The organism is Pyxidicoccus sp. M6 (assembly GCF_055568925.1).
In genome coordinates, this window is record NZ_CM145714.1 from 12,069,465 (window position 1) to 12,093,954 (window position 24,490).

The window sequence follows — 24,490 nt, forward strand, 5'->3', positions numbered from 1 at the left end:
GGCTGTCCTCGGGCGCGGGAGCGGGTAGAAAGCGGGCATGGCCTATGACCGCACGCTGCTCGCTCCCGAGGCGCTCCAGTCCTTCCTCGCCCAGCATCCCGAGTGGAAGCACGAGGGCGGGATGATTCGCCGCACGTACGAGGCGCCGTCCTTCCTCGCCGGCATCGCCTTCGTGGAGAAGGTGGCGCAGGCGGCGGAGAAGGCGGACCACCACCCGGACATCGACATCCGCTGGAGGAAGGTGACGCTGGCGCTCGTCACGCACGACGCCGGGGGCCTCACCTTCCGCGACACCGCCCTGGCCGCCGAGGCCGACCGCCTCTTCGCGGAGGTGGTGCGGGCGAAGTGAGGACCAGGACACGCGGAAGACATCGGGAGATGAGCGTGCGTGCGCGGTATGCGATGGCGCTCCTCTGCGCGGCGCTGCTGTGCGGCGCTCCGGCGGCGTGGGCGCAGGAGACGGAGCCGACGGAGGCGCGACCGGAGCGGCTGTACTTCAACCCCGGCTCGCTGCTGGGCTCGGCGCGCGTGGTGGCGCTGGGAGGCGCGTACGTGGGCCTCGCCGAGGGCGCCGCGGGCCTGCCCAGCAACCTGTCCTCGCTGGCGCACCGGAGCCCCACGCTGGAGAAGGACTGGGACTTGGGCGTCACCCTGTCCTGGTTGGATTTGCCCTTCGCCACGGGGCGCAACCGCGACGTGGACAACGACGGGCGGCCGGACGAGTCCGAGGACAGCCGGCAGCTCCTCGGCGGCCTGCTTTTGCAATACAAGCGCTTCGGCATCGGCTTCGCGCTGCGCAACGCCTCGGTGTCCTACTGCGCCACCGTGACGTGCTCCGGAGACTCCGAGCGCATCCGCGTGTCCCTGACGCAGACGGTGCTGGCGGGGGCGGTGGCCTTCGGTCAGGACGACTTCATCCTCGCCATGGGCATCTACGCGGCGCAGGCGTCCTTCCGCCTCTCCTCGGGCGGTGACGACCTGCGCTACGGCGACACGGGCGTGGAGGTGGACATGCTGTACCGGCCCCACGGGCGCGCGTGGCGGCTGGGCGTGACGGTGCGGCCGGAGGTGGTGGCGGACCTGCGGGACGAGGGCGCGGCGCCGGTGCTGGCGGGCCGGCCCCTCTTCAGCGGGGTGGTGGCGCCCGCGGTGCTGTCGGTGGGCGCGAGCTGGCGCTTCGGCGAGGGCGCGGAGCTCTACAACCGCCTGTCTCCCGCGGCGCGGCGGCAGTTGATTATCGAAGGAGATGCGCTGCCGGTGCCGGACGAGGTGCCGAAGGGAGCGCTCGCTGGGCGGTGGCTCGTCACCGCGCAGGTGGACCTCATCTCCGGCGTGGACAACGCGGTGCCGGTGCGCTCGTTCGCGTCCACGGCGGAGCCGGAGCTGGTGGGCGGCTCGGCGGAGTTCGCCCCGCGCCTCGGCGTGGAACACGACACGATTCCCGGCATGGTGCGTCTGCGCGCGGGCGTCTACGTAGAGCCCTCGCCCTTCGACGGCCGGCCGGCGCGGCCCCATGTCACGGGAGGCTTCGAGGTGTTCGTGCTGCGTTACTGGGAGGACTGGGCGATTACGGCGTCCTTCGACCTGGCGCGCCGCTACACCAACGTGGGTCTGTCCGTGGGGTTCTGGCGGTGATGCGGACGGGACTGCTCACGGTGCTGGCGCTGGTGGGCTTCGCGGCCAACTCGCTGCTGTGCCGCGCGGCGCTGGCGGGTGGTGGCCGGCTCATCGACGCGGCGTCCTTCACGGGCGTGCGGCTGGTATCCGGCGCGCTGGTGCTGGCGGTGTTGCTGCGGGCGCGGGGTGGGAAGCACACGGGGGGCTCGTGGCCCTCGGCGCTGGCGCTCTTCGCGTACGCGGCGGGCTTCTCGCTGGCGTATGTGCGCATTCCGGCCGGCGTCGGTGCGCTGCTGCTGTTCGGCTGCGTGCAGGCGACGATGCTGGGAACGGGGCTGGCGCGTGGCGAGCGTCCCAAGGCGCGCGAGGTGGCGGGGCTGGTGCTCGCGCTGGGCGGGCTGGTGGGGCTGACGGCGCCGGGAGTCTCCGCGCCGGACCCGGTGGGCGCGGCGCTGATGGCGGGCGCGGGTGTGGCGTGGGGCGTGTACTCGCTGCGAGGGCGCGGCAACCGCAATCCGCTGGCGGCGACGGCGGACAACTTCCTGCGCTCCGTGCCCATGGCGGCGGCGCTGTCGGGCGTGGGGCTGCTGGTGCGGGGCGCGCCGCATGCGACGGGGCATGGAGTGGCGCTGGCGGTGGGCTCCGGGGCGCTGGCGTCGGGCGTGGGCTACAGCCTGTGGTACGCGGCGCTGCCGCACCTGACGGCGACACGCGCCGCCATCGTCCAGCTCTGCGTGCCGGTGCTGGCGGCGGTGGGCGGGGTGCTGCTGCTCGGGGAGACGGTGACGCAGCGCCTGGTGCTCGCGGGAGCGGCGCTGCTGACGGGCGTGCTGCTGGCACTCTCCGCGAAGGCACCACCCCGCGCGCCCGCGACGGCTGCTTCGCCGAAGTGAGTCACAGAGGTCAGGGCTCTTTCATTTCCCACAAGGCCCCGAGCTCCAACTCCATGGCTTCGAACGGCTCGGCGCGGACGCGGGCATCACCGGACCAGGTGCCCCGCTCCACCCACCGTCCACCGTGCAACTGGAACACCTCCAGCGTCCGCGCGTCCGGGTCCACGAGCCACACGTGCGCGATGCCCTCGCGTGCGTAGATTTCCTGCTTCCGCGTGCGGTCCAGCTTCGAGGTGGACGGAGAGAGCACCTCGCAGACCCAGTCCGGCGCCTGGGTGACGTAAGGGGCTCGGGGCATCGAGGGCATGCGCTCGCGACGCCAGCCCCCGATGTCCGGCACCAGGACATCCCGGCCGAAGTGCAGCTCCGGTTCATCCATGATCCACCAGCCACCGGGCCCGAGCCTCCCACGATGGAAAGCGGTGCCGAGGTCCATGAGCAGTACGGAATGCGCCATGCCATGCGGAGTCATGGGCCGCGGCATGACGATGAGCTCCCCGTCGATGAGCTGCCCGACCACGTTCTCGGGCAGCGCCTCCAGGTCGGCGTACGTCGCCGGGCGCTTCGTCTCCTTGCTCATCTCGGAACTCCCCAGGCCACCAACACCCCACCCTTCCATCATCGACCCTGTCTCCCTGGAGTGGAACCCCACCCTCTACTGCGTGTCCACTACTTCCTACCCGCAGGGTCTGACATCGAAACGCACCCGCCCTCCTCCTCACGTCGGGAAGAAGCACGGGCACTGGCGTTCATGACGTGTCCGGCATCGCCGGCTCGCCTTGCTCCATCAGGCCGTGCCAGCGTCACGCCCATTCGCGCAGGAGGAACCCGTGGAACGACGCACGACGATGCACCGGGGCTGCAACCTGAGCTGGTTCGTGGAGGGCCAGGGGACTCCGGTCGTGCTCATCCAGGGCTCAGGCGTTGGCGCGAATGGGTGGAGGCCTCAGCTCGACGCGCTGACGTCTCGCTTCCAGTGCCTGTGCTTCGACAACCGCGCCTATGGCCGGAGCGTTCCGTCCGCCGAGCCGCTGTCACTGGAGCTCATGGCCGAGGACACCCTCGCGCTGATGGACGCGCAGGGCTGGCAGAGCGCACACCTCGTCGGGCACTCGATGGGTGGGCTCATCGCGCAGTACGTGGCCCGGCGAGCACCGGCGCGCGTACGCAGCCTCGCGCTCCTGTGCACGTTCGCGAATGGCAAGGCGCCGTCACGGCTGACGCCGTGGCTGGTGCGTGTCGGCCTGAGGACTCGCATCGGCACGCGGCGCATGCGGCAGCGCGCCTTCATGGAGATGGTGCTCACCCACGAAGAGCTGGCGGCCGTCGACCCCGATGCCATGGCGAAGAAGCTGGGTACGCTCTTCGACCGGGACCTCGCGGAGTCTCCGCCCATCCTGATGCGGCAGGTGAAGACCATGGCCCGCGCGGACGCACGACCCTTCCTCTCCGCGCTGTCCGCCATCCCCACGCTCGTCGCGAGCGCGGAGCACGACCGCATCGCCACGACCGCATCCGGCCGCGAGCTCGCCCGGGGCATCCCCGGCGCGCGCTACATCGAACTGGGTAACACCGCCCACGCCATGACCCTCACCCGCGCGGCGGAGGTCAACGCCCTGCTCCAGGAGCACCTGGAACGCGCGGAGCAGTCCTTCCGCTCCGCCGCGCGCGCCGCACAGGGCTGACGACGCCCCTCAGCCGCCCTGCTCGCAATAGCCGTAGTTGCAGGACGGCGCCGAGGACGGGCAGTCCCCGGGGCCTCCGCACGGCGTGCAGGACGTGGCGCCGTTGGCCACCTTGTCGAAGAAGCAGCCGCAGCGCAGGCCCGAGGTGACGGGCGACAGCGGCCCCATCTCCGCCGTGCGCTTCACCTTCATCGCGCACTTGGGCACCAGGTGCTTGTTGATGATGGCCTCCAGCAGCCCCTGCTCGAGCTGCGGAGCGGCGAAGCGGCTCACCAGCGCGCCCGACGCCGCCGTGGGCAGCCCGTTCTCCACCCGCGTGTAGAAGTGCACCGGCCCCCAGATGGGGTAGTGCCCGTCGCGCACGTTCGCCTTGTCCTTCGCGAACGGCGTCGAGTCCGGAAGGAAGCCACACTTCTGCCCCCGCGCCTGGAAGGCGAGAATTCGCAGGTTGGAGCGCTCCTCGTCCGCCACGTCCGTGGACAGGATGCCGATGGCCTTCTCTGACGACGTCGCATCCAACAGCAGCTTCATGTTCTTGCGCACGCCGTCACTGCCGCCACGGTCCACGCCCCACCACTTCTCCGCCGGCACGCTGATGGCCCGGGCAATCATCTGCTGCGTACCGGAGCTCGCGTTGCGCACGAAGAAGAGGGACTGGTCCACCCAGGGCGACGCCTTGCCCTGGTTGCCGCCCATGCCGAACGCCATGTACGCCGCCTCGGCGCTGATGCTCTTCTGCGTGGAGTTCACCGGCACCACGAAGGTCATCGGCTGGATGGGGCCCTCGTAGTCGGCAATCTGCACCCCGGCGGGAACGTCGACGCCGCACGTGGAGGCGAAGACGTCCGACACGCCCACGTCCACCAGCACACCGTCCGTCGGCAGCGAGCACTCCTGCGCCGAGCCGTCCGCCTTGAGCAGGATGGCGTAGTTCGCGGCCCGTCCCCCCGAGGCGGGAATGTCCTTCAACACCCGCTTCGACGGGTCCGTGCTGTAGATGGCGGTGACGCCCGTGCACGAGCCCTGGGCCTGGTAGACGATGCTGTACGCGGGCGTGTCCTGGGCGAGCAGCGGCGCCACCACCGAGAGGAACGAGCGGACCGCCGACGAGCCCGCCACGTAGACGACCTGCGTGGTGGGACAGGAGATGGTGGGTGTGTTCGTCTGCGCGTGAGCAGCGGGGACAGCGAGCGCGGCGAGGACGGCCAGCGCGCGCGCCAGGCCGCCAGTGAGCGTGGGAAGTCTCATGGGAGTTCGCAAGAGGAGCGGAAGGAAGAGAACAGAGCGGCTCAGGGAGACCGGGGAACGAGGTCGGGCAGCGGCGCGCTGGAGTTGCACAACCCCAGGCGCGCGCAGTTGTCGAAGGGGATGCATTCGGCCCGCGTGCACTGGTTGAGGAACTGCTCCTCGGTGGAGGCGCTACCGCGGAAGCAGCCCTGCGGCCCGAGCCCCGAGGGCACGCACACGCCCTCCTGGCAGACGGGATAGGTGCCGAAGCGCTCGCAGTCCGTGTCCGTGGAGCACTGCGCGGACTCGGTATCCAGCGCCAGCGAACAGCCCGCGAGCGCCAACAGCAGCGCCGGGACGAGAAGGAGGACGCGAAGCCGGGCGGGGCCTCGCGAGGCGGGAGGAAGGGAAGGCATGGGTGTGTCGCTCGTGAAAAGGTCGATGGCTAGAAGGCACCGGCGACGCCGACGCTGCCGGGGCCCACGCCCAGCGTCACGGACGGGCCGGGAGCCTCGTCGGAGGAGCCGCCGGAGAAGGTCATGAACGCGGAGATGCCGGCCGCCACCACCGTGGCCCCGGTGAAGATGTCGCTGGTGAGCGCCAGCGTCTTCGCCTTGCTGCTGGCGTCATCCAACTGGGCGCGCGTCACGCCGAAGGTGCCCCGCTTCTCCTTCAAGTCGCTGGACGCGCTGCTGGCCATGATGGCGGTGACGCCCGCGCCCACCGCCAGCACGCCGGTGGCCGTCCACATCTTCCAGGGGACGCCACGCGGCTCGGCCTTGGCCGACAGGCCGGGCGTTGGCGACACGGAGGCGGGCACGGGCTCGGCGACGGCGGCGGGCTTCGGCGTGGGCGGCGGCGCGAAGTCGAGCTGCACCCGCACGTTGTCCGTGCCGGCCACGTCCACCATGCGCGTCACCGGCGGCTCACCGGGAAGCTCGGCCGTCACCTTGCGCCGGCCGGCGCTCACCAGGACGGGCTCGGACAGCGGCGTGCGGCCCACGGGCTGGTCGTCCACGGACACCGTCGCGCCGACGGGCTGGGTGACGATGTCCAGCGTCGCCACGCGCGAGCGCAGCCGCTCCACCTCGCGCTGCACCTCGTCGCGGCGCTGGGCGGGGATGTCCGCCTGGCCCTCCTGCAGGTACTGCTGGAAGCTGCGCAGCGAACCCGCGTAGTCCTGAAGCTGATACTGGACCTGGGCGATGCTGTAGAGGAGCCGGTAGCTGGGCGCCAGCTCGTAGGCGCGCTGGAACTCCACCAGCGCCGCGCGGAAGTCGTTCTCCTCGTAGAACTCCTTGCCGCGCTCGTAGCGGCGCTGCGCCTCCTCCATCTGCTGGTTGCGCGCGGAGGGAGTCTTCTTGGCGGGGGCAGCGGCACTGGCGCTGCCCGCGGCCATCGCCACCAGGAGCACCAGGGCGAGCCGCTTGGGATGACACATCGGGATGGGAGTCATGGCTTTTCCGGGGAAGGGTTCTCGCCCTGCTCGGCCCAGGGGTTGTCCGAGTCGAGGGTGCGCCGGGGTGGCTTGCGGGGAGTCGACTTCGCGGGCACTTCGGCGAAGTCCGGCTCCTGCGCCTGGACCTCGGCCGCCTCGCGAGGGGTGCTCTCCACGACGGCGGGACGGCGCGATTCCTGGCCGCGTCGCGAGAGGGTGATGTCGAGCGCCAGGTCGCGGTCGAAGCGCACTTCCTTCACCACGGGCGCGTAGCCGGGAGCGGTGACGCGCAGCGTGTGCACGCTGCCATCCCGGGGGAAGGTGTCCGAGAAGGGATTGCCCGACAGCGGCTTGTTGTCCAGGCGGAGCGAGGCCTTGCGCGGCGTCACCGTCACTTGAAGCTCCACCTCCGTCGGCTCGGCCGAGGCCCGCGGTGCCGCGCCACCGCCGCGCGGAATGACGGTTCCTTCCGCGCGCATCCCCTGCACGGCCGAGGCGGCGACACCCGTGGGCGGAATGAGCGTTCCTTCCGCGGTAGCCCCCTGCGCGGCCTGGGTGCCGACCCCGTTGGGTGGAATGACGGTTCCTTCCGCGGTGGTGCCCTGCCCTGCCTGGGTGCCGGCACCATTGGGTGGAATGACGGTTCCTTCCACACGCGCGCCCTGCGCGGCCTGGGCGCCGACACCGTTGGGCGGAACGGCCGTTCCAACAACCTGGCCCCCGGGCGCGGCGGGCGGAACGTCCCTGTCGCCAGGGCGCAGCGCCACGGCGACGCCTCCCGCCAGCAGGGCTCCAACTCCCATGGCCGCGAGCAGCGCGCCCCGGCCTCGCATCAGCAACCCGGGACGCGTGGGCCCCGTGGGCTGCGGCCCCGGGTCCACGGCCGTTGGCATCTGCGCGAATGCGCCGGTGGTGGGCCGCAACGGACCGGAGCCACGGGACTGCTCGCGCGGAGGGCTGACGCCGCTGGACACGGGAGTGCCCACGACGGGGTTCCCACCGGTGGGCACGGCGGCGCGGCTGATGAGCTGGGACACGTGCTGCGTGCCCACCGGATGCCCGCAGCTCAGCAGGTAGCGGTCCAGGTCCGCCTGCATCTGCCGGCAGCTCGCGTAGCGCGTCGCACGGTCCTTGGCGAGCGCGCGCTGGATGATGCGCTCCAGGGCCTCGGGGACGTCCTCGCGCCGCGCGGCCACGGGGATGAACGGGTCGAAGAGGATGGCGTGCATCAACGCCGCCTCGTTGCTGGCCTCGAAGGGCTTGGCCCCCGCCACCATCTCGTAGAGCACCACGCCCAGCGCGTACACGTCCGTGCGCGCGTCCAGCGGCTCGTTGCGGAGCTGCTCGGGCGCCATGTACGGCACCTTGCCCTTGAGCGTGCCCACCTGCGTCTGCGGCGCCTGGCTCGTGGCCTTGGCGATGCCGAAGTCCACCAGCTTCACGTTCCCGCTGCGCGACAGCAGGATGTTGTCCGGGCTGACGTCGCGGTGGATCATCCGCAGCGCCTCGCCGGTGTCCGGGTCACTGAACTCGTGCGCGAACGTGAGGCCCTCGCACACCGCCGAGGCGATGCGCGCGCACAGGGGATAGGGCACCGTCTGGCCCTGCGCCGTCAGCCGCCGCAAGAGCGCGCGCAGCGTGGGCCCGTCGATGTACTCCATCGCCAGGAAGTACGCGCCGTCCGCCTCGCCGAAGTCGAAAATCTGCACGAGGTTGGGATGGTTGAGCCGCGCCGCGAGCCGCGCCTCGGCGAGGAACATCTCGACGAACTGCGGGTCCTTCGCCAGGTGCGGGAGGATGCACTTCACGACCAGCGTCTTCTCGAAACCACCAGGGCCCGCGGCTCGCGCCCGGTACACCCTCGCCATTCCGCCGTGCCCCAGCTCCGAGACGAGCTCGTATCTCCCCAGCAGGGCCGCGCTGGTTACCGCATCACGAGGGGCCGACACTGTTACCTCTCCGTAAAAATCGCAGATCTGGAATTGGCTGCTTTTTACAGAGTCGTGGCGCGTCAGGGCCAGTCCGTGACTGATGTGTTTACACGCTCGTGACGTTTACACTTTCGTGACAAACACATATCCATCCGCGTGACTGTGTTGTGACATTCGAACCGGATGCGAGTCATTGCACGGATGATCCGCGAGGACGCTGAGCCGCGGGCGCCCGCTCGCCCGCCTGCCGTAAGGCCTCGTAACCCCTTGCCTTTCCTCCGTTCTTCCTGAAGAAGCGACCTCCCATGCCTGCTGAGCCCGCGCACGCCCCGCCCCCCTCATCGCAGGAGGCCGGCGGCCCACCCTTCGACACGGACCGCGCGCTGCTCGCGTGGCTGCGGGCCCATGGTATCGAGCACGTCACGCGCCTGAGCCTCGTCATGCTCGGCCCCCGGGTGGAGGCCCCGCTCGTCCCACAGTTCCGCATGGCTATCGCGGGACGCCGGCTCGTGGAGCTCGCCAGCGCCGAGTCCCAGGCGCGGTGGGCCGCCGAAGTCCAGCCGTCCCCGAAGATGAAGGACGTCCTCCCCCGCCTCGCCTGCCGCTTCCTGGAGGACGAGCGCGCCGCCGCCGAGGACGCCCGCGCCTCCGTCCCCGAGCGCCTGCGCCCCCCCGAGGACGTACGCACCCACACCCTCCACCGCCTCCTCACCGAGCTGCGCGCCCGCCTCCCGGACTCCATTGCTCCCCGCCCGCGCCGCTGGCTGTCCGCGGAGACGCTCCAGCTCGACACCGTGCTGCCGGGCTTCAAGCTCAAGGAGACGCGCTGCTCGGAGCTGCCGCTGGGCGCCGTGGTGGGCTTCATCCTCCCCGAGGCGCGCCTCACGTTCTCGCCCACGGAGGTGAAGGCGGACTGCACCTGCGGCGCGACGGCGTGCGTCCACGTCCTCGCCGCCATCGACAGCGCCCTCCTCTGGCTGCGCCAACCCTGGACGGACGAGTTCGGCGACGTGCTCGAGGAGCTGGTCCGCCCCGCCTGGGAGCGCACCCTGCGGGCCCTGGAGCGCGCCGTCGAGGAGAGCCCCAGCGGCGCATCGGGCGCGGAGCTGACGTGGCGCCTGGAGGTCATCCCCAGCTACGGCGTCGAGCTCGCCCCGTACCTCCACCGGCGCAACAAGAAGGGCCAGCTCAGCGCGGGCTCGCGGCTGACGCGCAAGCGGCTCCTCCAGGAGTACGGCTCGCTGCTCACCCCCACCGACGCGCGCCTCGCCGCGCTGCTACCGGAGACCGCGGCCCCCGCCTCGCGCGAGCTGCTCTTCGAGCTGGCCAACCACCCGCGCATCTTCCTGGAGGACACGGACCAGCTCGTGCGCGTCGAGCGCGCCAGGGTGGGCCTCGTCGCGGAGGACCGGGACGGCACCGTCATCATCGCCGCCGGCGTCGATGGCGCGACCCTGCCTCCCACGCTGCTGGACCGGGTGCGCAAGTCGAAGCCCGAGGAGGCCCTCTTCCTCTGGGACGAGGGCGCGCGCCGGCTCACCGTGCTCGACGTCAGCGCGGAGGTGCGCTCCGTGCTCGGCGTGCTCCAGCGCCACGGCAACGCCTTCCCTCCGGAGAGCCACGGCGCGCTGCTGGACCGCCTCTCGAAATTCTCCCAGCGCCTGCCCGTGGCCATGCCCCGCAGCGTCATGGGCGAGGCCCTGCCCACGCAGAGCCGCCCGGTGCTCCGGCTGGAAGCGCTGCCCGGGGGCAACGTGCGCCTGGAGGTCCGCACGCGCCCGCTGCCCGACAGCCCGGCCTTCATCCCCGGCGAGGGCTCGCGCGACGTGCACATCCGTCGCGGCACCACGCCCTTCCACGCCGTGCGCGACTTCATCCAGGAGCGCGAGGCCGCCGAGCTTCTCCTCACCCGGCTGCCGCTCGACACCGCCCGGCCGGACGAGCTCTTCCCCTATACCTTCATCTTCACCGGCCCCCAGTACGCGCTCACGCTGCTCAAGGTCTGCGCGGCCATGGAGCCCAAACCCGAGCTGGAGTGGACGGGCACGCCCATGCGCCTCGTCTCCGCGCGCGGGCCCGGCGCGCTCAAGGTGACAGTGGAGCGCAAGCGCCACTGGTTCGGCGTGCTGGGCTCGCTGTCCGTGGAGGGCGAGCGCGTGGAGCTGGCGCGGCTGTTGGACGCGGCCCGCCGCAAGGAGCGCTTCGTCCACGTCGCCGCGCAGACCTACGTGGAAGTCGAGGACGCCCTGCGCCAGCACCTGGAGCGGCTGTCGGACCACGCGTACCTCTCGCGCCACGGCCTGGAGGTGGGCCCGTCCGCCGCGGAGGCGCTCAGTGCACTTGGAAGCGCGGGCGCGAAGGTGGAGTCGGACGCCGCGTGGCAGAAGCTGGTGGAGCGCATCTTCGCCGCGAAGGAGCTGCGCCCCCGAGTGCCCTCGGGGCTGAAGACGGAGCTGCGCGACTATCAGCTCGAGGGCTTTCGCTGGCTCACGCGGCTGGCGTCGTGGAACGCGGGCGGCGTGCTCGCGGACGACATGGGCCTGGGCAAGACGGTGCAGGCGCTGGCCGTGCTGCTGGAGCGGAGCAAGCTCGGGCCCGCGCTGGTGCTGGCGCCCACGTCGGTGGCCTTCAACTGGGTGGACGAGGCGAAGCGCTTCGCTCCGTCCCTGCGCATGCACCTGTACGCGGACGCGGAGGACCGTGGCGGCACGCTGGAGCGCCTGGGGCCGAAGGACGTCCTCGTGCTCAGCTACGGCCTGCTCACGCGCGACATCGAGCGGCTCTCCAAGCTGCACTTCGCCACCGCCGTCTTCGACGAGGCGCAGACGCTGAAGAACGCCGCCACGCACCGCTTCCGCGCCGCGCGGGCGCTCCAGGCGGACTTCCGCTTCGCCCTCTCCGGCACGCCGCTGGAGAACCACCTCGGCGAGCTGTGGGCCCTCTTCGCCGTCGTCTTCCCCGAGCTGCTCGGGAGCTGGGAGGCCTTCCGCGAGCGCTTCGCCGCGCCGATTGAGAAGGGCATCGACCCCACGGCCGCACCCGCGCTGGCCCGCGTGCTGCAACCCTTCCTCCTGCGGCGCACCAAGGCGCAGGTAGAGGCGCAGCTCCCGCCGCGCACGGACGTGCGGGTGCCCGTGGTCCTCTCGTCGGCGGAGTGGCAGCTCTACGAGGACGCGCGGCTCGCGGCCCTGTCGGATTTGGAGACGAACAAGGCGAAGCTGCGCGAGCAGGAGCGTCGCATCGAGGTCCTGGCCGCGCTCACCCGGCTGCGCCTGCTGGCCTCGCACCCGCGCCTCCATGACCCGTCCTCCCGGCTGGAGTCCTCCAAGCTGGAGCGCTTCATGGAGCTGGTGCAGGAGCTGCGCGCGGAAGGGCAGCGGACGCTCGTCTTCAGCCAGTTCACCTCGCACCTGTCACTGGTGCGCGAGGTGCTGGACGCGCAGGGCATCCGGTACGAGTACCTGGACGGACAGACGCCGCAGGGCGCGCGGGCGGAGCGGGTGAAGGCCTTCCAGGAGGGGGACGCGCCGCTGTTCCTCATCTCGCTCAAGGCCGGAGGCTTCGGCCTCAACCTCACCGCCGCGACGAGCGTCATCCACCTGGACCCGTGGTGGAACCCGGCCGTGGAGGACCAGGCGTCCGACCGCGCCCACCGCATCGGCCAGGAGCGCCCCGTCACCGTGTACCGGCTGGTGGCGCGCGGCACGCTGGAGGAGCAGATGCTCGCGCTGCACGAGCACAAGCGCGCGCTGGTGGCCGGCGTGCTGGACGGGAAGGACCAGGCGGGCCGGCTCACCACGAAGGAGCTGCTCGCCCTCCTCTCGCAGAAGCTCGCCCCTCCCGCCCCGACGGAGGACGAGCCGACTCCCACGCGGCACTGAGGGAAGGCCGAGGCAACCGCGGCCCGTGGATGGGGAGCGCGCGGGCCCTGCGTGTGGCGCGGCGAGGAGCCGTGAAAGGAACGTTCGTTCCACTCGCATGCGGCGGCTTTGCGCACCGGAGCGGGCAGGCGGGCAGACGGCGCGCAACCCGTTGCTGGCACCGTGTGGCATGCGGACCCTCATGCTCGGCGGAGGGGGTTTTCATCATGCGTCTGGGTGGGCGATGGGCCCGGACCGTCATCGGGATGACGGTGCTGGGTTGGGTGGGGATGGTGACCGGGTGCGGCAGCGGCGAGGTGCAGGAGCCGCCCGACACCGGGGGCTGCATGGGCGTGGATGACTGCTCCGGGAGGCCCGAGCCGCCTCCCGATGAGGACGACGTCCCGCCTCCTTCGGATGAACAACCGCAGGAGGAGGAGCCACAGGACACCAGCCAGGAGCCGACACCGGAGCCACCGCCACCTCCGCCGGGACCTGGCGCCACGCTGTGGCTGGCGCGCGAGGGCACGCCGCAGGACGACCTGGCGCTGGACGCGGCCACGGACGCGAGCGGCGACATCTTCACCGCGTCCGTCCAGGGCATCGATGACCTCGACACGCGCGACCCGACGGACAACAAGGTGTCGCTGGTCATCACCCGGCGCTCGGCGGACGGCGAGACGCGCTGGCAACGCACCTTCGAGGTGCGCGCCCCCGAGACGCCCGCCGAGCTGCGCGCCGACGTCCGCGCCCACGTCGCCGTGGACCCCGCGGGAGGCGTCTACCTGGCCGGCAAGGTGGCCGGGGTCCTGGACCTCGAGACGCGCGAACTGGGCAACACCGCCTTCGTGGCCCGGCTGGATGCGAACGGCAGCCTCGTCTGGGTGAGCACACCCAACGGGACAGGCCTCACCGTGGCGGACCTCGCGGTGGACGCGCAGGGCCACGCGCTGGTGGCCTTCAACGCGCCCGGCTCCACGGACTTCGGCGGAGGCACGCGCGGCTCCGGCGCCGTGGTGGTGACGTACTCGACGGAGGGAGGGGCGGAGCGCGTCCTCGCCATCGGCCGGCCCGAGGGCAAGGAGGACGCCGTCGAGCTACGCACGCTCGCGGTAGATGGACGCGGGCGGATGGCGGTGGGCGGCCGCTACGTGGGCGCGGTGCGCTTCGGCGGCCAGCCCGTGCAGTCCACGCGCGACGGAAGCCCCTTCCTCGCGCTCTACACGGACGGCGCGCTGACGTGGGCCAAGGCGCTGAAGCACGCGCAGGGCACCGTGACGTCGGTGGGCCTGGACGGCCAGGGTGAGGTGGTGGCCACCGGCCCCTTCCTCGGCACCGTGGACTGGGCGGGAAAGAAGCTCCAGGGCCACCCGTACCGCTACAGTCCCTTCCTCCTCTCCGCGCGGCAGGGAGGCCAGGAGCGCTGGAGCCGCAACCTCGGTGACGGGCTCCAGGTGGGCGCGCTCGCGGTGGACACGGCCACGGGCGAGGTGGTGGTGGGCGCCTTCACCTACAACCGCATCGAGGACGGTACGGCCGGCTCGGATGGCCTGGGCTCCTCGCAGCCGGTGGCGCTGCGCTACGACACCACCGGCGCGGCGGTGGCAACACGCCTCTACCTGTCGGACCCGCCCGAGCCCCGAGGCGAACTGGCCGGACTGGAGGCCATGCCCTCCGTGGTGGTGCTGCCCGGAGGCGACGCCGTCCTCTTCGGCCACACGGACCGCGACAGCGACTTCGGCCTGGGCCGCCGCTCCGCCGTGCGAGGCGACGTCTTCCTCTTCCGCGTGAAGCGCTGACCCGCACGCTCGGAGTCAAAGCGCGAGTCCGTCCGGGTCGGAGAGCACCCTCCGCCCGGCACCGGACTCCCGTGGAATTTGCGACAACGGTGGACACGCGACGTTCTTCTCCGCGAGAACCCACGGACCCGCAGGCCTGTTTTGGGGAGGCCGGCAGGGGCCGCAATTCCGTGAAGGAGAAGTCATGTCGAAGAGGTTCACGCTCGTCGCCGGCGCGCTGGCGGGTATGGCCGCGTTGCTGGCGGCCTGCTCGTCCGGAAGCAACACCGAGGGGACTGACGAGCAGTCCGGTATCGAGGGTCAGGCGCAGATCTCCGTGAAGGGGCTGTCCGCCTACGAAATCCAGTCCATGGTGGTGACGGCCTTCCCGGCCAATGTCACCAGGTCGCTGGCGTACTCGCCCGGCGCGGGCGCGTTCACCGGCACGCTGGTGCTGCCCACCGGCACGCAGACGCTGACGGCCAACGGCTATGCCCATGTGGGCAGCGACGGCGGCACGCCGGATGGCGGCCCGGGCCAGGACGCGGGCGGCGCCATGACGGTGGTGGCCACCGGCACCGTGACGGTCGACATCGTGGCGAACACGACGACGGCCGTCTCCATGCGCATCTATGACCAGACGCCGCCGGAGCCGCAGCCGGACATCATGCCGTACATCTACTCGGTGACGGCTTCCAACTCGAACGTGCAGACGAACCAGGCCATCACCCTGTCCGTGGTGGCGGAGGACCTGGACGGGGACCCGCTGTCCTACCAGTGGTCGAGCGAAGACTGCCCCACCAGCTCCTTCTCCAACCCCAACTCGACCACGACGTCCTGGGCGTCCAGCACGTCGGGCGCGTGCACGCTGTCGGTGGCTGTGACGGCGCGCGACCGGACGGTGTCGGACTCCGTGTCGGTGGTGGTCTTCGCGGGCGGCGCGGACGGCGGCAGCACGGGCGGCGCGCAGGTGACGGGTGAGTACATCCAGCGGCCCGAGGTCTACTCCATCACCATCTACGGTGGCGGCGTGCCCTACTCCCAGGTGTACCGCTATGGGCCGTGGGCGAACCTGCCCGACGTGAGCCCGAACCAGCAGTACACCCTGGAGTTCGCCACGGACTTCGGCACGCGCCTGGGCGTCCAGAGCATGAACATGACGGCGTCGTGCGGCAGCCTGACGAGGAACTACGACTCGTGCCCGACCAACACGAACTGTTACAGCAACTACACGTGGACCACGCCGACCGTGACCTCGGGCGGCACGGGCTGCAAGGTGACGGCGACCGCCGCCAACGAGATGCTGACGGACACCTTCTCCGTCGGCGTCCTCGTGCGGTAGCCGGCTGACATCACCGGGCGCTCCTGCAGGAGCGCTCGCGTGCTCGAGGGCCACGGTGCGCGGAGACAATCCGCCCCCCGTGGCCCTCTGTGTTTGGAGCGGGAGTCGAAGCGCCGAGCCGAGGCGTGGCCCCGGCCCCGTGCGCCCGGGATTCAGCGGCGCGAGGTGCGGCGCGTCGAGGTACGCCGAGCGCCACCGCGAGCGGCGCCCCGCTTCACGCCACCACGAGCAGAGGTCTTCCGAGCAGTCCTTCCGGCGGCGGCGGTCTTCCGCGTGGTGGCCTTGCGAGCGCCCCGGGTGGCCTTGCGCGCCCCCGTCTTGCGGACGCCCTTCTTGGCGCGAGCGGTCGTCTTCCCACGCGTGGAGGCGCGCTTCGCGGAGGTCTTCCGCGCGCCCTTCCGGACACCACCAGCGCGAGTGGAGGTCTTGCGGCGCGTCGAGGTGCGGCGCCGAGGAGTCGCGGCGCCGCCCGTGGTGGCGGCGCCAATCGAGGGAGTCGACGCCAGCGCGTCGGTGATCTGCGCATTCACGGAGGTCTCAAAGGCCATGCATTCAGCTCCTGAAGTGAGGACAGCGGGCGATGCATGAACAGGGTACGCCCATTCCCTCACGCGCAGTGCAATGCCTTCCACGCAGATGAACGACAGCGGACGAATGGCAGTCGCACGCCGCTCAGCGCAGCGCGATGCCGTGCTCGCGTCCGAGCTGCTCCACGTCCTCGAAGATGACGCTCAGCCCGCGCTGGTTGGCGAGCTCCCACGCGCGGCGGAGCCACTCCTCGACGCGCGCCTTCTCGCCCCGCAGGGCATATGCCCGCGCCAGGCCGAGCTGCACATCCGCCACCGTGAGCCAGTCCTGGTGGGCCTCGGCGTTGGTCATGGCCTGCTCCAGGTGCGAGAGCGCGGACGCGGAGTCGCCACGTCGGACGTACACATGGCCCAGGGCGGCGTGGGCCTCACGCACGCTCGCCGGGTCCTTCGACTCCTCGGCCATGCGCAGTGCCCGCTGCGAGGCATCGAGCGCCTCGTCGCTTCGGGGCTCGCGCACGGTGAGGACGTGGGCCACGGCGAGCAGCGCGAACACCTGTCCGGTACGGAAGCCCACCTGCTCGCGCAGGCGCAGGCACTCGCGGTGGTACGCGAGCGCCGTGTCCAGGTCCCCGTCCTTCTCGACGAGGTCGGCCAGGTGCCGCAGGGCATACGACTGCATGAGGGCGTCCCCCGACTCCCGCGCGTGCTTCAGGGAGCGCTCGAAGAAGCCACGAGCCCCGGCGGCATCGCCCTGGAACTGGCGGGAGAGGCCCAGGTGGAAGAGCGTCTCCGAGACACCGCGCGCGTCTCCCGCTTCCGAGGCCAGCGTGTGGGCCCGCTCGAAGAGGGCGACCAGGGGCTCCCACTCCCCGCGACCGGCGGACACCTTGTTCCAGTAGTGGAACATGCCCTCCGCATCGAGCGCGGCGGCCAGCGAGCCCCGGTCTCCCGAGGCCTCCGCGAGCTGCCGCGCGCGCTGGAGGACAGCAAGCACGTCGGCCTCGCTCATCTTCGGCTCATGTCGAAGCTGGCGGGTGAGGACACGGCCCAGCTCGGCGGTGAGGCGCGCCTCGCCCGGGGCGTCCTTCAGCAGCCGGGCCCGCTCGATGGCGTAGCGTCCCAGGTCCGCGGCCTCCTGGAAGCGGCTCTCCAAATCGTACGCCTGCATGACGGCGACAGCGGACACGGCGAAGGACGCGGGTTCCGTCGCGCGCCGCGTGCCCCCCTGCTCCGCGCGTCCGGCCGCGCAGGCGGTGATGAACCCCAACAGTGCCACGAAGATACCGCGCCCCATGTCTTCCTCCCCGAGGAGGCACTTCGGCCTCCCATCACCGGGAAGCTACGGAGGTGCGCAGTAGAAAGGACGCTGCTGGGACGAAGCGCGGAACGAAGGGACGAGCCGCGGCCGTTCGGTGACGGAACGCGGCGGGGGCCTCACAGCGGATGGCCGAGCACCTGCTCCAGCCGGGCCCGGTACGTCCGGCTCAGCGTCAGCTCCTGCCCGTCACGCAACACCAGACGGTGGTCCCCGGACAGCGTGGGCGACAGCGAGTGGATGCGGTCCACGTTGACGAGCGCCGAGCGGTGGATGCGCGCGAAGCGCCGCGAGCCCAGCCGCGCCTCCAACTCCGCCATCGTCTCGCGCAGCAGGTGCTCCTCGCGGCCCACGTGCAGGGTGACGTAGTTGCCGGCGGACTCCACCCAGTCGATGTCCTCCACCGGCACCAGCAACGTCTGCGCCCCGGACTTCACCACCAGGCGCTCGGAGGCCGCGGGCGCCGGGCGCAACTCCTGGAGCAGATGCTGGAGCTGCTGCCGCAGGTCCACCGGAGGCGAAGCCAATCGCTCACGGACGCGAGTCAGCGTGCGCTGGAAGCGCTCCACCGTGAACGGCTTGAGCAGGTAATCCACCGCGGCGGCATCGAATGCGCGCACCGCGTGCTGAGGCCACGCCGTGACGAAGACCACCACCGGCGGAGGCGACACGGCCGTCTCCGCGAGCACGCCAAACCCATCCAGCTCCGGCATCTCCACGTCGAGGAACACCAGCGCCGGGCGCTCGCGGGCCATGACGGACAGCGCCTCCTGTCCATCGCCACACTCAGCCAGCGGGTGCAAATCCTTCTCCGGCGCCAGCAGAGCGCGCAGCCGCTCACGGGCCAATGGCTCGTCATCGACGATGAGCGTGCGGACCGTCATGACCGGACGCTCCGGTACGGCAGCGAGAGGGACACGGCGAATCCGCGCGGCGCATTGGCCTCCAGCGTCAGCGCGTGCGCATTCCCATACAACCGCTCCAGCCGAGCGCGCGTGCTCCCCAGGCCGATGCCCTCGCGCAGTCCCTCCACTCCCGAGGACGGAGGACCGACGCCATCATCACGAACCTCCACGGCCAGCCGCTCACCGGAGCGGGCCGCGCGGACCCACACCCGTCCCGGCCCCCGGCGCGGAGCAATGCCGTGGCGAATGGCATTCTCCACCAGCGGCTGGAGCAGCAGCGGTGGCACCAATGCGTCCCGCACCTCGGGCGCCACGTCCACCTCCACCTGGAGCCGGTCGGAGAAGCGGGTGCGCTCGATGTCGAGGTACGGCGTCAGCAGCTCCAGCTCCTCGGACAGGGGCACCTCCTGCCGGCCATCCCGCTCCAGGCTCGCGCGCAGCAACTCACTGAGCTGTCCCACCATGCGGTCCGCCGCATTCACGTCGCGGTGCATGAGCGCGGAGATGGCGTGCAGCGTGTTGAAGAGGAAGTGCGGCCGGAGCTGGCTGCGCAGCAGTTGGAGCTGCGCCTGCGCGAGCTGTGCTTCGAGCTGCGAGGCGCGCACGGCCTCCTCGCGCACCTGCCGCGAGTAGCGCAGGGCCGCGTCCAGCCCCACCACGGAGAGGTACATGAGCAGGTCGAAGTCCGTCGTCTTCGACAGCATGTACGTGAAGTACGTCCACGCGGCGGGCCACCCGCCCGGGGGCGAAATCAGCAACTGGCGCAGGCTCGCGTGCAGCGCCATGTGCGCCGCCGCGAACAGCAGACCCGGAGGGATGTGCAGCGCGAGCTGGACGGGCCAGGGACGTCCGGTGGCGCGCACGCGGCGGGCGACGGCGAGGATGAGCGGAGTGAGGACGGCCCAGCCGTACCACTCGATGGCGCCGACGAGGAACGTCTCGCCGAAGCTGGAGGGCTCGCCCCGCGACGCGCGGTACACGGACAACTGCGCGCCGTAGACGAGCGCCAGCACCGTGTACCCGGCCAGCACCAGCGCGGGCCCGAGCCACCGCCTTGAATCGGCCACCCGCGCCATGTCTCTCAGCCCGCGCGCTGGAGGAACGCGGCGAGCTTCTCGTACGCCACGGCCAGCGGAGGAATGGGCGCGCTCTCGTTGGCCTGGTGGGCCTGGGCCGTCTCACCGGGCCCGTAGTTCACCGCGTCCACGCCCCACTCGCCGAAGCGGGCCACGTCCGTCCACGCCTGCTTGGACGCGGCGGGCAGCCCCGTGAGCTGGAGCAGCTTCTGGAACAGCGGATTGCCGGCCGCCACGGGGCCGCTGGGAGACGCGTCGATGACCTCCACCTCCGCGCGGCCCGCGACGAGCTCGCGCACGTCCGCCTTCGCCTGCTCGATGCTCTTGCCCGGCGCGAAGCGGTAGTTGAGGTTCAGCTCGAACGCCTCGGGGATGACGTTGCGCGCCCGCCCGCCCTTGGCCAGCGTGGCGTTGATGACCTCGTAGAAGGGGAAGCCCGCGACATCCACCTCCACGCGCTGGCGGCCCAGCAGCTCCGCGAGGAACGGCCCCGCCTTGTGGATGGCGTTCTCGCCCTGCCACGGCCGCGCCGAGTGCGCGCTGCGTCCGGTGAAGCGCACCGTCACCTGCATGGAGCCGACGCAGCCCACCTGCACCACGCTGTCTGTGGGCTCCATGGCGATGCCGAACTTCACCTTCGCGAGGTCCGGCCGCTGGGCGAACAGTGGAATGAGGCCGCTCTCCGCGTAGGCGCCCTCCTCGCGCTCGTAGAAGAGGAAGGCGAGGTTGACGGGGAGCGTGTCGCGGCGGAGGTCCTCGGCCAGCGCCATCATCACCGCGAGGCCGCCCTTCATGTCCGAAGCGCCGAGCCCGAAGACGCGCTCACCCTCGATGCGAGGCTCGCGGCCCTGGTCGCTGGGGTGCGCGGGCACGGTGTCCAGGTGGCCGATGAGCGCCACCGTGGGACGCGAGTCCTCCAGGCGTCCGAGGAGCAGCGTGTGCCCCACGCGGAACACCTCCTCGCGCTTGAAGTGCTGGAGGGCCCAACGTTCGACGTGGTCGGCGATGAGGCCCTCGTGGGTGATGGGGCTGGGGATGCGGCACAGCTCGAGCGTGGTGCGAGCGAGCCGGGTGGCCAGTTCGGTGGAAGACATGCGCCGGGCACCATAACCTCATGCCCCCACGAATGCAGTGGCCCTCCCTGGCCGGGGTACGCCAGTGAGCGGACCCTGCCCGCCCACGCCTGACGCATCTCAACGGACGGTGTCGTTCACGTCCTCGAAGAGGGGTGTGTCACGGGGCCTGTTGGCATGTGACAAGGAGTGCGCTGCTGGCATAAAGCCCAGGGCATGTCCGAGACCGCGACCCAGGCCCTGCTGTCCCTCTGCGAGGACCGCCGACGTTGGAAGGCGGAGCTGACCGCGGACGCCGTCCGCAAGCTGCTGGCCGAGGGCGCCGATGTGAAGGCGCGCGACACCACGTATGGCCGGACGGCGCTGCACTTCGCCGTGCAGGCGCCCTACGCGAAGTCCGACCCGCGCCCAGACGTCGAGGTGGTGCGCGTGCTGCTCGAAGCGGGCGCGGACCCCAATGCCCGCGATGCCAATGCCCAGACGCCGCTCCTCCAGGCCATCCCCTACAACGAGGACGAACCCTATGAGGCACACGCGCTGGAGCTCATCCACCTGCTGCGAGCAGCCGGGGCGCGGGTGCCCGACGACGTGACGGACAAAAACGCGGGCGCGTTCTGCATGGGCGGGACACCCCGCATCTACCAGGAGGTGCTCGACGCGGGTGCTCGTGTCGACGTGCGCGGCTACGGAGGGGCGACTCCGCTCCACAAGGCGGCCGGGTACGGGAACGCACCCGTGACGGAGCTGCTGCTCGCGCGAGGCGCCGAGGTGAATCCCACCGATGAGCTCGGCCGCACTCCGCTCGGCCTCGCGCTTCGCGAGCTTCCGAAGCCCTGGGTCAAGGCCAACAGCCGCACCGCGGGCTTCAACGCCGTCATCGCCCTGCTGAAGGGTGCTGGAGGCCAGCCCCACGTCCCCTATGCCCGGAACGAGGCCGACCCCTTCGCGCCCCTCCCCGTCGACAGCGCCGCGCTGCGCGCCGCTTTGCCGAAGGGCCAATTCCCCTTCGAGCACGACGTGGACTCCGCGCAGGAATTCGTCACCGGGATTCAGGCCTACGGCGAGCCCGAGAAGGCCCTGGCCCTCGTCGCGGCGCTGAGGGACACCGTCGGCATTCCTCCCAGGCACCTGCGCCTCGCGGGCCCGCTGGAGCTGAAGCAGCCCTTCTTCCACCACGGCGACCTGGAGGTGGATGGGAACCTCGACATCGACCGGCCCTTCGCCGTGACGGGCAACCTCATCGTCCACGGCTTACTGCAGGACAACGCCAACGACTCGAAGGTCAACGTCCTCGGGGACGTGCGCTGCCACTCGCTCTACACGGATGGGGAGATCAACATCCGGGGCAACCTCCACGCGCGGGACGTCGTCTACACCTACTACAACGACCACACGCTGGCCGCCGATACCATCCACACGCGCGTCGTCATCGAGGACGACCACGGCTTCCTGGCCACCATCAAGGCCGAGCACCACTTCGACCTGACGGCGCACGACCAGGACTACCGCGAGCGCATGGGCGAGCACATCAAGGCGCTGTTCATCGACGAGGTCCTCGAGCCCGAGGAGGAGGGAGAGCCGCTCCGGATTGAAAGGGGCGAGCTCATCGGCCGGCTCAGGCAGGGCCTGCCCGTCTTCCGCGAGAAGGCCTGATACCGGAGACCTCCGCTCACGCGTGCGGAGCCATCTCCTCCTCGAAGCTCGTCACCCCCTCCAGCAGGGACGCGCAGAGGCACGCTGGGCCCTCCAGCGCGGTGAAGCCGTGCGAGCTGTCCTCGGGCTTCATCAACTCCTCGCCCGGCCACACCTCGTGGCCGCCGTCCTCGCGGAAGCCGCCCTCCAGCACGAGGTTCCACTCGCGGCCGTGGTGCGTGTGGCGCGGGTAGCGCACGCCCGGGTTCAGCCGGAGGATGCCGGCCAGCGTCCCCTCGCGCGCGGGGCCCGCCTCCACCGGCATGAGCTCCGAGCCCTCCACCGGCCCCGGCATCCACACCGAGGGGTCGCTGATGGACTCCAGCACCTGGAGCGCCTTCTCCCGAGTCAGGTCGAAGAACGCGGCCACGCGGTCCGCGAACCGGGCCAGCCGTCCGGGGCCCTCCATCCGGGCCATCACCCGCGCGAGCACCTCGGGCGGCGGCTCCACGGGGACGACCAGCGCGGCGAGCCCGTCACGCACGGGCTGCAGCCGCGCCGCCTCTGTCCGGCAGCGGGCACACCCGGCCAGATGCTGCTCGGCCGCCTCGTGGGCCTGAGCATCCAGGGTGCCTAGCGCCCACTCCGGCAGGATGTCGTCCAGGTGCTTCATCGTCACATTCCACCCCACTCCACCCTATCTACGGAATGCGGGTGCGTTTGGATTTCCACCGCCTAGACGGCCACCGCGAAGTCGCGCAGGGCGGCGTTGAGGCTGGTCTTCTGGTCGGTGGACTGCTTGCGCTGACCGATGATGAGCGCGCAAGGCACCATGTACTTCCCGGCGGGGAACTGCTTCTCCCGCATGCCCGGAATCACCACGCTGCGTGCGGGCACCCTCCCCTTGTAGACCTTCTCCTCGAGGCCCGTGACGTCGATGATTTGCGTGGAGGCGGTGAGCACCACGTTGGCGCCCAGCACCGCCTCCTCCTCCACCACCACGCCCTCCACCACGATGGAGCGGCTGCCCAGGAAGGCGCCGTCCTCGATGATGACCGGAGACGCCGTGGGCGGCTCGAGCACGCCGCCCAGCCCCACGCCGCCAGACAGGTGGACGTTCTTCCCCACCTGGGCGCAGCTGCCCACCGTGGCCCAGGTGTCCACCATGGTGCCCGAGCCCACGCGCGCGCCGATGTTGACGTAGCCCGGCATCACCACCGCGCCGCGCTCCACGAAGGCGCCGTAGCGCACCGTGCCCGGAGGCACCACGCGCACGCCCGCCGCCTCCAGCCCCTTCTTCAGCGGCACCTTGTCGTAGAACTCGAAGGGGCCCACCTCCATCACCTGCATCTCCGACACCGCGAAGAACAGGAGGATGGCCTCCTTCACCCAGGCGTTGACCTTCCACCCATCCGCGCCCTTCTCCGCGACGCGCAGCTCGCCCGAGTCCAGCCGCGCCAGCGTCTCGCGCACGGCGGCCACGTGGGCCGCATCCTTCAGCTTCGTCCGGTCCACGAACGCGGCGGACACCCTCTGCGACAGCTCTTCAATGGGCGACAGGGAGGAAGACATGGCGGCCCCTTGAATCACACTTCGTCGCGGCGCGCCGCACCCTCGTGAGGGCGGCCGCGGATGCAACACACGACAGATGCGGCCTCATGGGCGGGCTTCACCCAAACCCACCGGCTCCGCCAGCGGGTGGGTCAGCGTGGGAATCTCTCCGCGCAACCCTCTTTCCGCCTCCACCCGCCGGCCCGCGGCGCGTCCCTCCAGCAACACCTCGCCCCGGGACACGTGCCGCACCCGCGACAACGGCACCTCCACCCAGTGCGGGCTGAAGGGCCAGCGCCGCACGTACAGGTGCTCCTGCCCGATGAGCGCCACGTGTCCCAGCTTCTTCCCGTCCTCGTCCCGCACCCGCATGCCCTGGACGATGGAGCGCCGCTCGTACGGCGACGCCGACTCCGGCCACGCCATGGATGTCTCCTCCCGCACCCTCAAGCTGGGGCCCCACCCGCCCGGAGGCGAGCGCGCGGCCAGCGCCCGTCCCCCTACTTGTGGGACATGCTTGCAACCGAAAATTTTCAAGCTACTTGCGGGAATTACTTACCTTTCGACGCAACCGGCTGGTTCTCCATTCGACAATCATGAGACCCTTGGGTCACCCCCCACCCCCTTCCCGGAGGGC

Annotated in this window: 21 protein-coding genes; 8 read left to right on the forward strand and 13 right to left on the reverse strand. The window is 71.1% G+C overall.

The genetic code is table 11. The features are described from left to right. Positions 1-37: 37 nt before the first annotated feature. Genes ACVTJA_RS47515 through ACVTJA_RS47525 form a run of 3 tightly spaced genes read left to right on the forward strand, consistent with a single transcriptional unit; the run spans position 38 to position 2,510 of the window. Positions 38-349 (forward strand): 4a-hydroxytetrahydrobiopterin dehydratase, encoded by a 312-nt coding sequence (locus ACVTJA_RS47515; RefSeq protein ID WP_206724034.1) that lies wholly within the window; start codon positions 38-40, stop codon positions 347-349. Positions 350-402: 53 nt separating this feature from the next. Further along, the gene (locus ACVTJA_RS47520) at positions 403-1,635 is read left to right on the forward strand and encodes a hypothetical protein (protein ID WP_465840694.1); all 1,233 of its coding nucleotides are present in this window, start codon (positions 403-405) and stop codon (positions 1,633-1,635) included. Beyond that, complete coding sequence (locus tag ACVTJA_RS47525) at positions 1,635-2,510, forward strand: DMT family transporter (RefSeq protein WP_465840696.1); 876 nt, start codon at positions 1,635-1,637, stop codon at positions 2,508-2,510. The genes ACVTJA_RS47520 and ACVTJA_RS47525 overlap by 1 nt, the downstream gene beginning before the upstream one ends. Before the next feature lie 10 nt (positions 2,511-2,520). On the opposite strand, the gene ACVTJA_RS47530 is transcribed toward ACVTJA_RS47525, so the two are convergent. Next, positions 2,521-3,090: a Uma2 family endonuclease gene (locus ACVTJA_RS47530; RefSeq protein ID WP_465830885.1), complete on the reverse strand. Its 570-nt coding sequence runs from the start codon at positions 3,088-3,090 to the stop codon at positions 2,521-2,523. 250 nt (positions 3,091-3,340) lie between these two features. Here ACVTJA_RS47530 and ACVTJA_RS47535 point away from each other — a divergent pair, with 250 nt between their 5' ends. Further along, a complete protein-coding gene (locus tag ACVTJA_RS47535; protein WP_465830887.1) occupies positions 3,341-4,195 on the forward strand; it encodes an alpha/beta fold hydrolase in 855 nt (284 codons plus the stop codon). 9 nt (positions 4,196-4,204) lie between these two features. Here the strand turns inward: ACVTJA_RS47535 and ACVTJA_RS47540 are convergent, their stop codons facing one another. From ACVTJA_RS47540 to ACVTJA_RS47555, 4 genes are read right to left on the reverse strand one after another with little or no spacing between them, the layout of a single operon-like run. Then, on the reverse strand, positions 4,205-5,443 hold the full coding sequence (locus ACVTJA_RS47540; RefSeq protein WP_465830889.1) for a hypothetical protein: 1,239 nt from the start codon (positions 5,441-5,443) through the stop codon (positions 4,205-4,207). A gap of 41 nt (positions 5,444-5,484) precedes the next feature. Next, positions 5,485-5,838: a hypothetical protein gene (locus tag ACVTJA_RS47545; protein WP_465830891.1), complete on the reverse strand. Its 354-nt coding sequence runs from the start codon at positions 5,836-5,838 to the stop codon at positions 5,485-5,487. Positions 5,839-5,867: 29 nt separating this feature from the next. Beyond that, entirely contained in the window at positions 5,868-6,878 is a 1,011-nt protein-coding gene (locus ACVTJA_RS47550; RefSeq protein ID WP_465830893.1) for a PEGA domain-containing protein, read from the reverse strand. Further along, on the reverse strand, positions 6,875-8,809 hold the full coding sequence (locus ACVTJA_RS47555) for a protein kinase domain-containing protein (protein WP_465830895.1): 1,935 nt from the start codon (positions 8,807-8,809) through the stop codon (positions 6,875-6,877). Before ACVTJA_RS47555 ends, ACVTJA_RS47550 begins: the two co-directional genes overlap by 4 nt. 287 nt (positions 8,810-9,096) lie before the next feature. Between ACVTJA_RS47555 and ACVTJA_RS47560 the strand changes: the two genes are divergently transcribed. The 3 genes from ACVTJA_RS47560 to ACVTJA_RS47570 all read left to right on the forward strand — a co-directional run bounded on the left by ACVTJA_RS47560 (position 9,097) and on the right by ACVTJA_RS47570 (position 15,771). Next, entirely contained in the window at positions 9,097-12,672 is a 3,576-nt protein-coding gene (locus ACVTJA_RS47560) for a DEAD/DEAH box helicase (RefSeq protein WP_465830896.1), read from the forward strand. 206 nt (positions 12,673-12,878) lie between these two features. Then, the gene (locus tag ACVTJA_RS47565) at positions 12,879-14,450 is read left to right on the forward strand and encodes a hypothetical protein (protein ID WP_465830898.1); all 1,572 of its coding nucleotides are present in this window, start codon (positions 12,879-12,881) and stop codon (positions 14,448-14,450) included. A 184-nt stretch (positions 14,451-14,634) separates the two neighbouring features. Continuing rightward, positions 14,635-15,771 (forward strand): hypothetical protein, encoded by a 1,137-nt coding sequence (locus tag ACVTJA_RS47570; protein ID WP_465830900.1) that lies wholly within the window; start codon positions 14,635-14,637, stop codon positions 15,769-15,771. 152 nt (positions 15,772-15,923) lie between these two features. Here the strand turns inward: ACVTJA_RS47570 and ACVTJA_RS47575 are convergent, their stop codons facing one another. The 5 genes from ACVTJA_RS47575 to dapE form a co-directional block, all read right to left on the reverse strand. Beyond that, the gene (locus ACVTJA_RS47575; RefSeq protein WP_465830902.1) at positions 15,924-16,319 is read right to left on the reverse strand and encodes a cell envelope biogenesis protein TolA; all 396 of its coding nucleotides are present in this window, start codon (positions 16,317-16,319) and stop codon (positions 15,924-15,926) included. A 124-nt stretch (positions 16,320-16,443) separates the two neighbouring features. Then, positions 16,444-17,595: a tetratricopeptide repeat protein gene (locus ACVTJA_RS47580; RefSeq protein ID WP_465830903.1), complete on the reverse strand. Its 1,152-nt coding sequence runs from the start codon at positions 17,593-17,595 to the stop codon at positions 16,444-16,446. A gap of 140 nt (positions 17,596-17,735) precedes the next feature. Then, positions 17,736-18,500, reverse strand: a complete 765-nt coding sequence (locus ACVTJA_RS47585; protein ID WP_465830905.1) for a LytR/AlgR family response regulator transcription factor — start codon at positions 18,498-18,500, stop codon at positions 17,736-17,738. Then, positions 18,497-19,588 (reverse strand): sensor histidine kinase, encoded by a 1,092-nt coding sequence (locus ACVTJA_RS47590; RefSeq protein WP_465830906.1) that lies wholly within the window; start codon positions 19,586-19,588, stop codon positions 18,497-18,499. Before ACVTJA_RS47590 ends, ACVTJA_RS47585 begins: the two co-directional genes overlap by 4 nt. A gap of 14 nt (positions 19,589-19,602) precedes the next feature. After that, positions 19,603-20,691, reverse strand: a complete 1,089-nt coding sequence (gene dapE / locus ACVTJA_RS47595) for a succinyl-diaminopimelate desuccinylase (protein WP_465830907.1) — start codon at positions 20,689-20,691, stop codon at positions 19,603-19,605. Between the two features lie 195 nt (positions 20,692-20,886). On the opposite strand from dapE, the gene ACVTJA_RS47600 reads away from it, so the two are divergent. Further along, positions 20,887-22,323, forward strand: coding sequence for an ankyrin repeat domain-containing protein (locus ACVTJA_RS47600; protein WP_465830909.1), 1,437 nt, complete (start codon positions 20,887-20,889; stop codon positions 22,321-22,323). A gap of 16 nt (positions 22,324-22,339) precedes the next feature. Here the strand turns inward: ACVTJA_RS47600 and ACVTJA_RS47605 are convergent, their stop codons facing one another. The 3 genes from ACVTJA_RS47605 to ACVTJA_RS47615 all read right to left on the reverse strand — a co-directional run bounded on the left by ACVTJA_RS47605 (position 22,340) and on the right by ACVTJA_RS47615 (position 24,279). Then, entirely contained in the window at positions 22,340-22,975 is a 636-nt protein-coding gene (locus ACVTJA_RS47605) for a dimethylsulfonioproprionate lyase family protein (RefSeq protein ID WP_465830911.1), read from the reverse strand. A 62-nt stretch (positions 22,976-23,037) separates the two neighbouring features. Continuing rightward, on the reverse strand, positions 23,038-23,862 hold the full coding sequence (locus ACVTJA_RS47610) for a 2,3,4,5-tetrahydropyridine-2,6-dicarboxylate N-succinyltransferase (RefSeq protein WP_465840698.1): 825 nt from the start codon (positions 23,860-23,862) through the stop codon (positions 23,038-23,040). Between the two features lie 96 nt (positions 23,863-23,958). After that, positions 23,959-24,279 (reverse strand): hypothetical protein, encoded by a 321-nt coding sequence (locus tag ACVTJA_RS47615; protein WP_465830912.1) that lies wholly within the window; start codon positions 24,277-24,279, stop codon positions 23,959-23,961. Between the last annotated feature and the right edge of the window lie 211 nt (positions 24,280-24,490).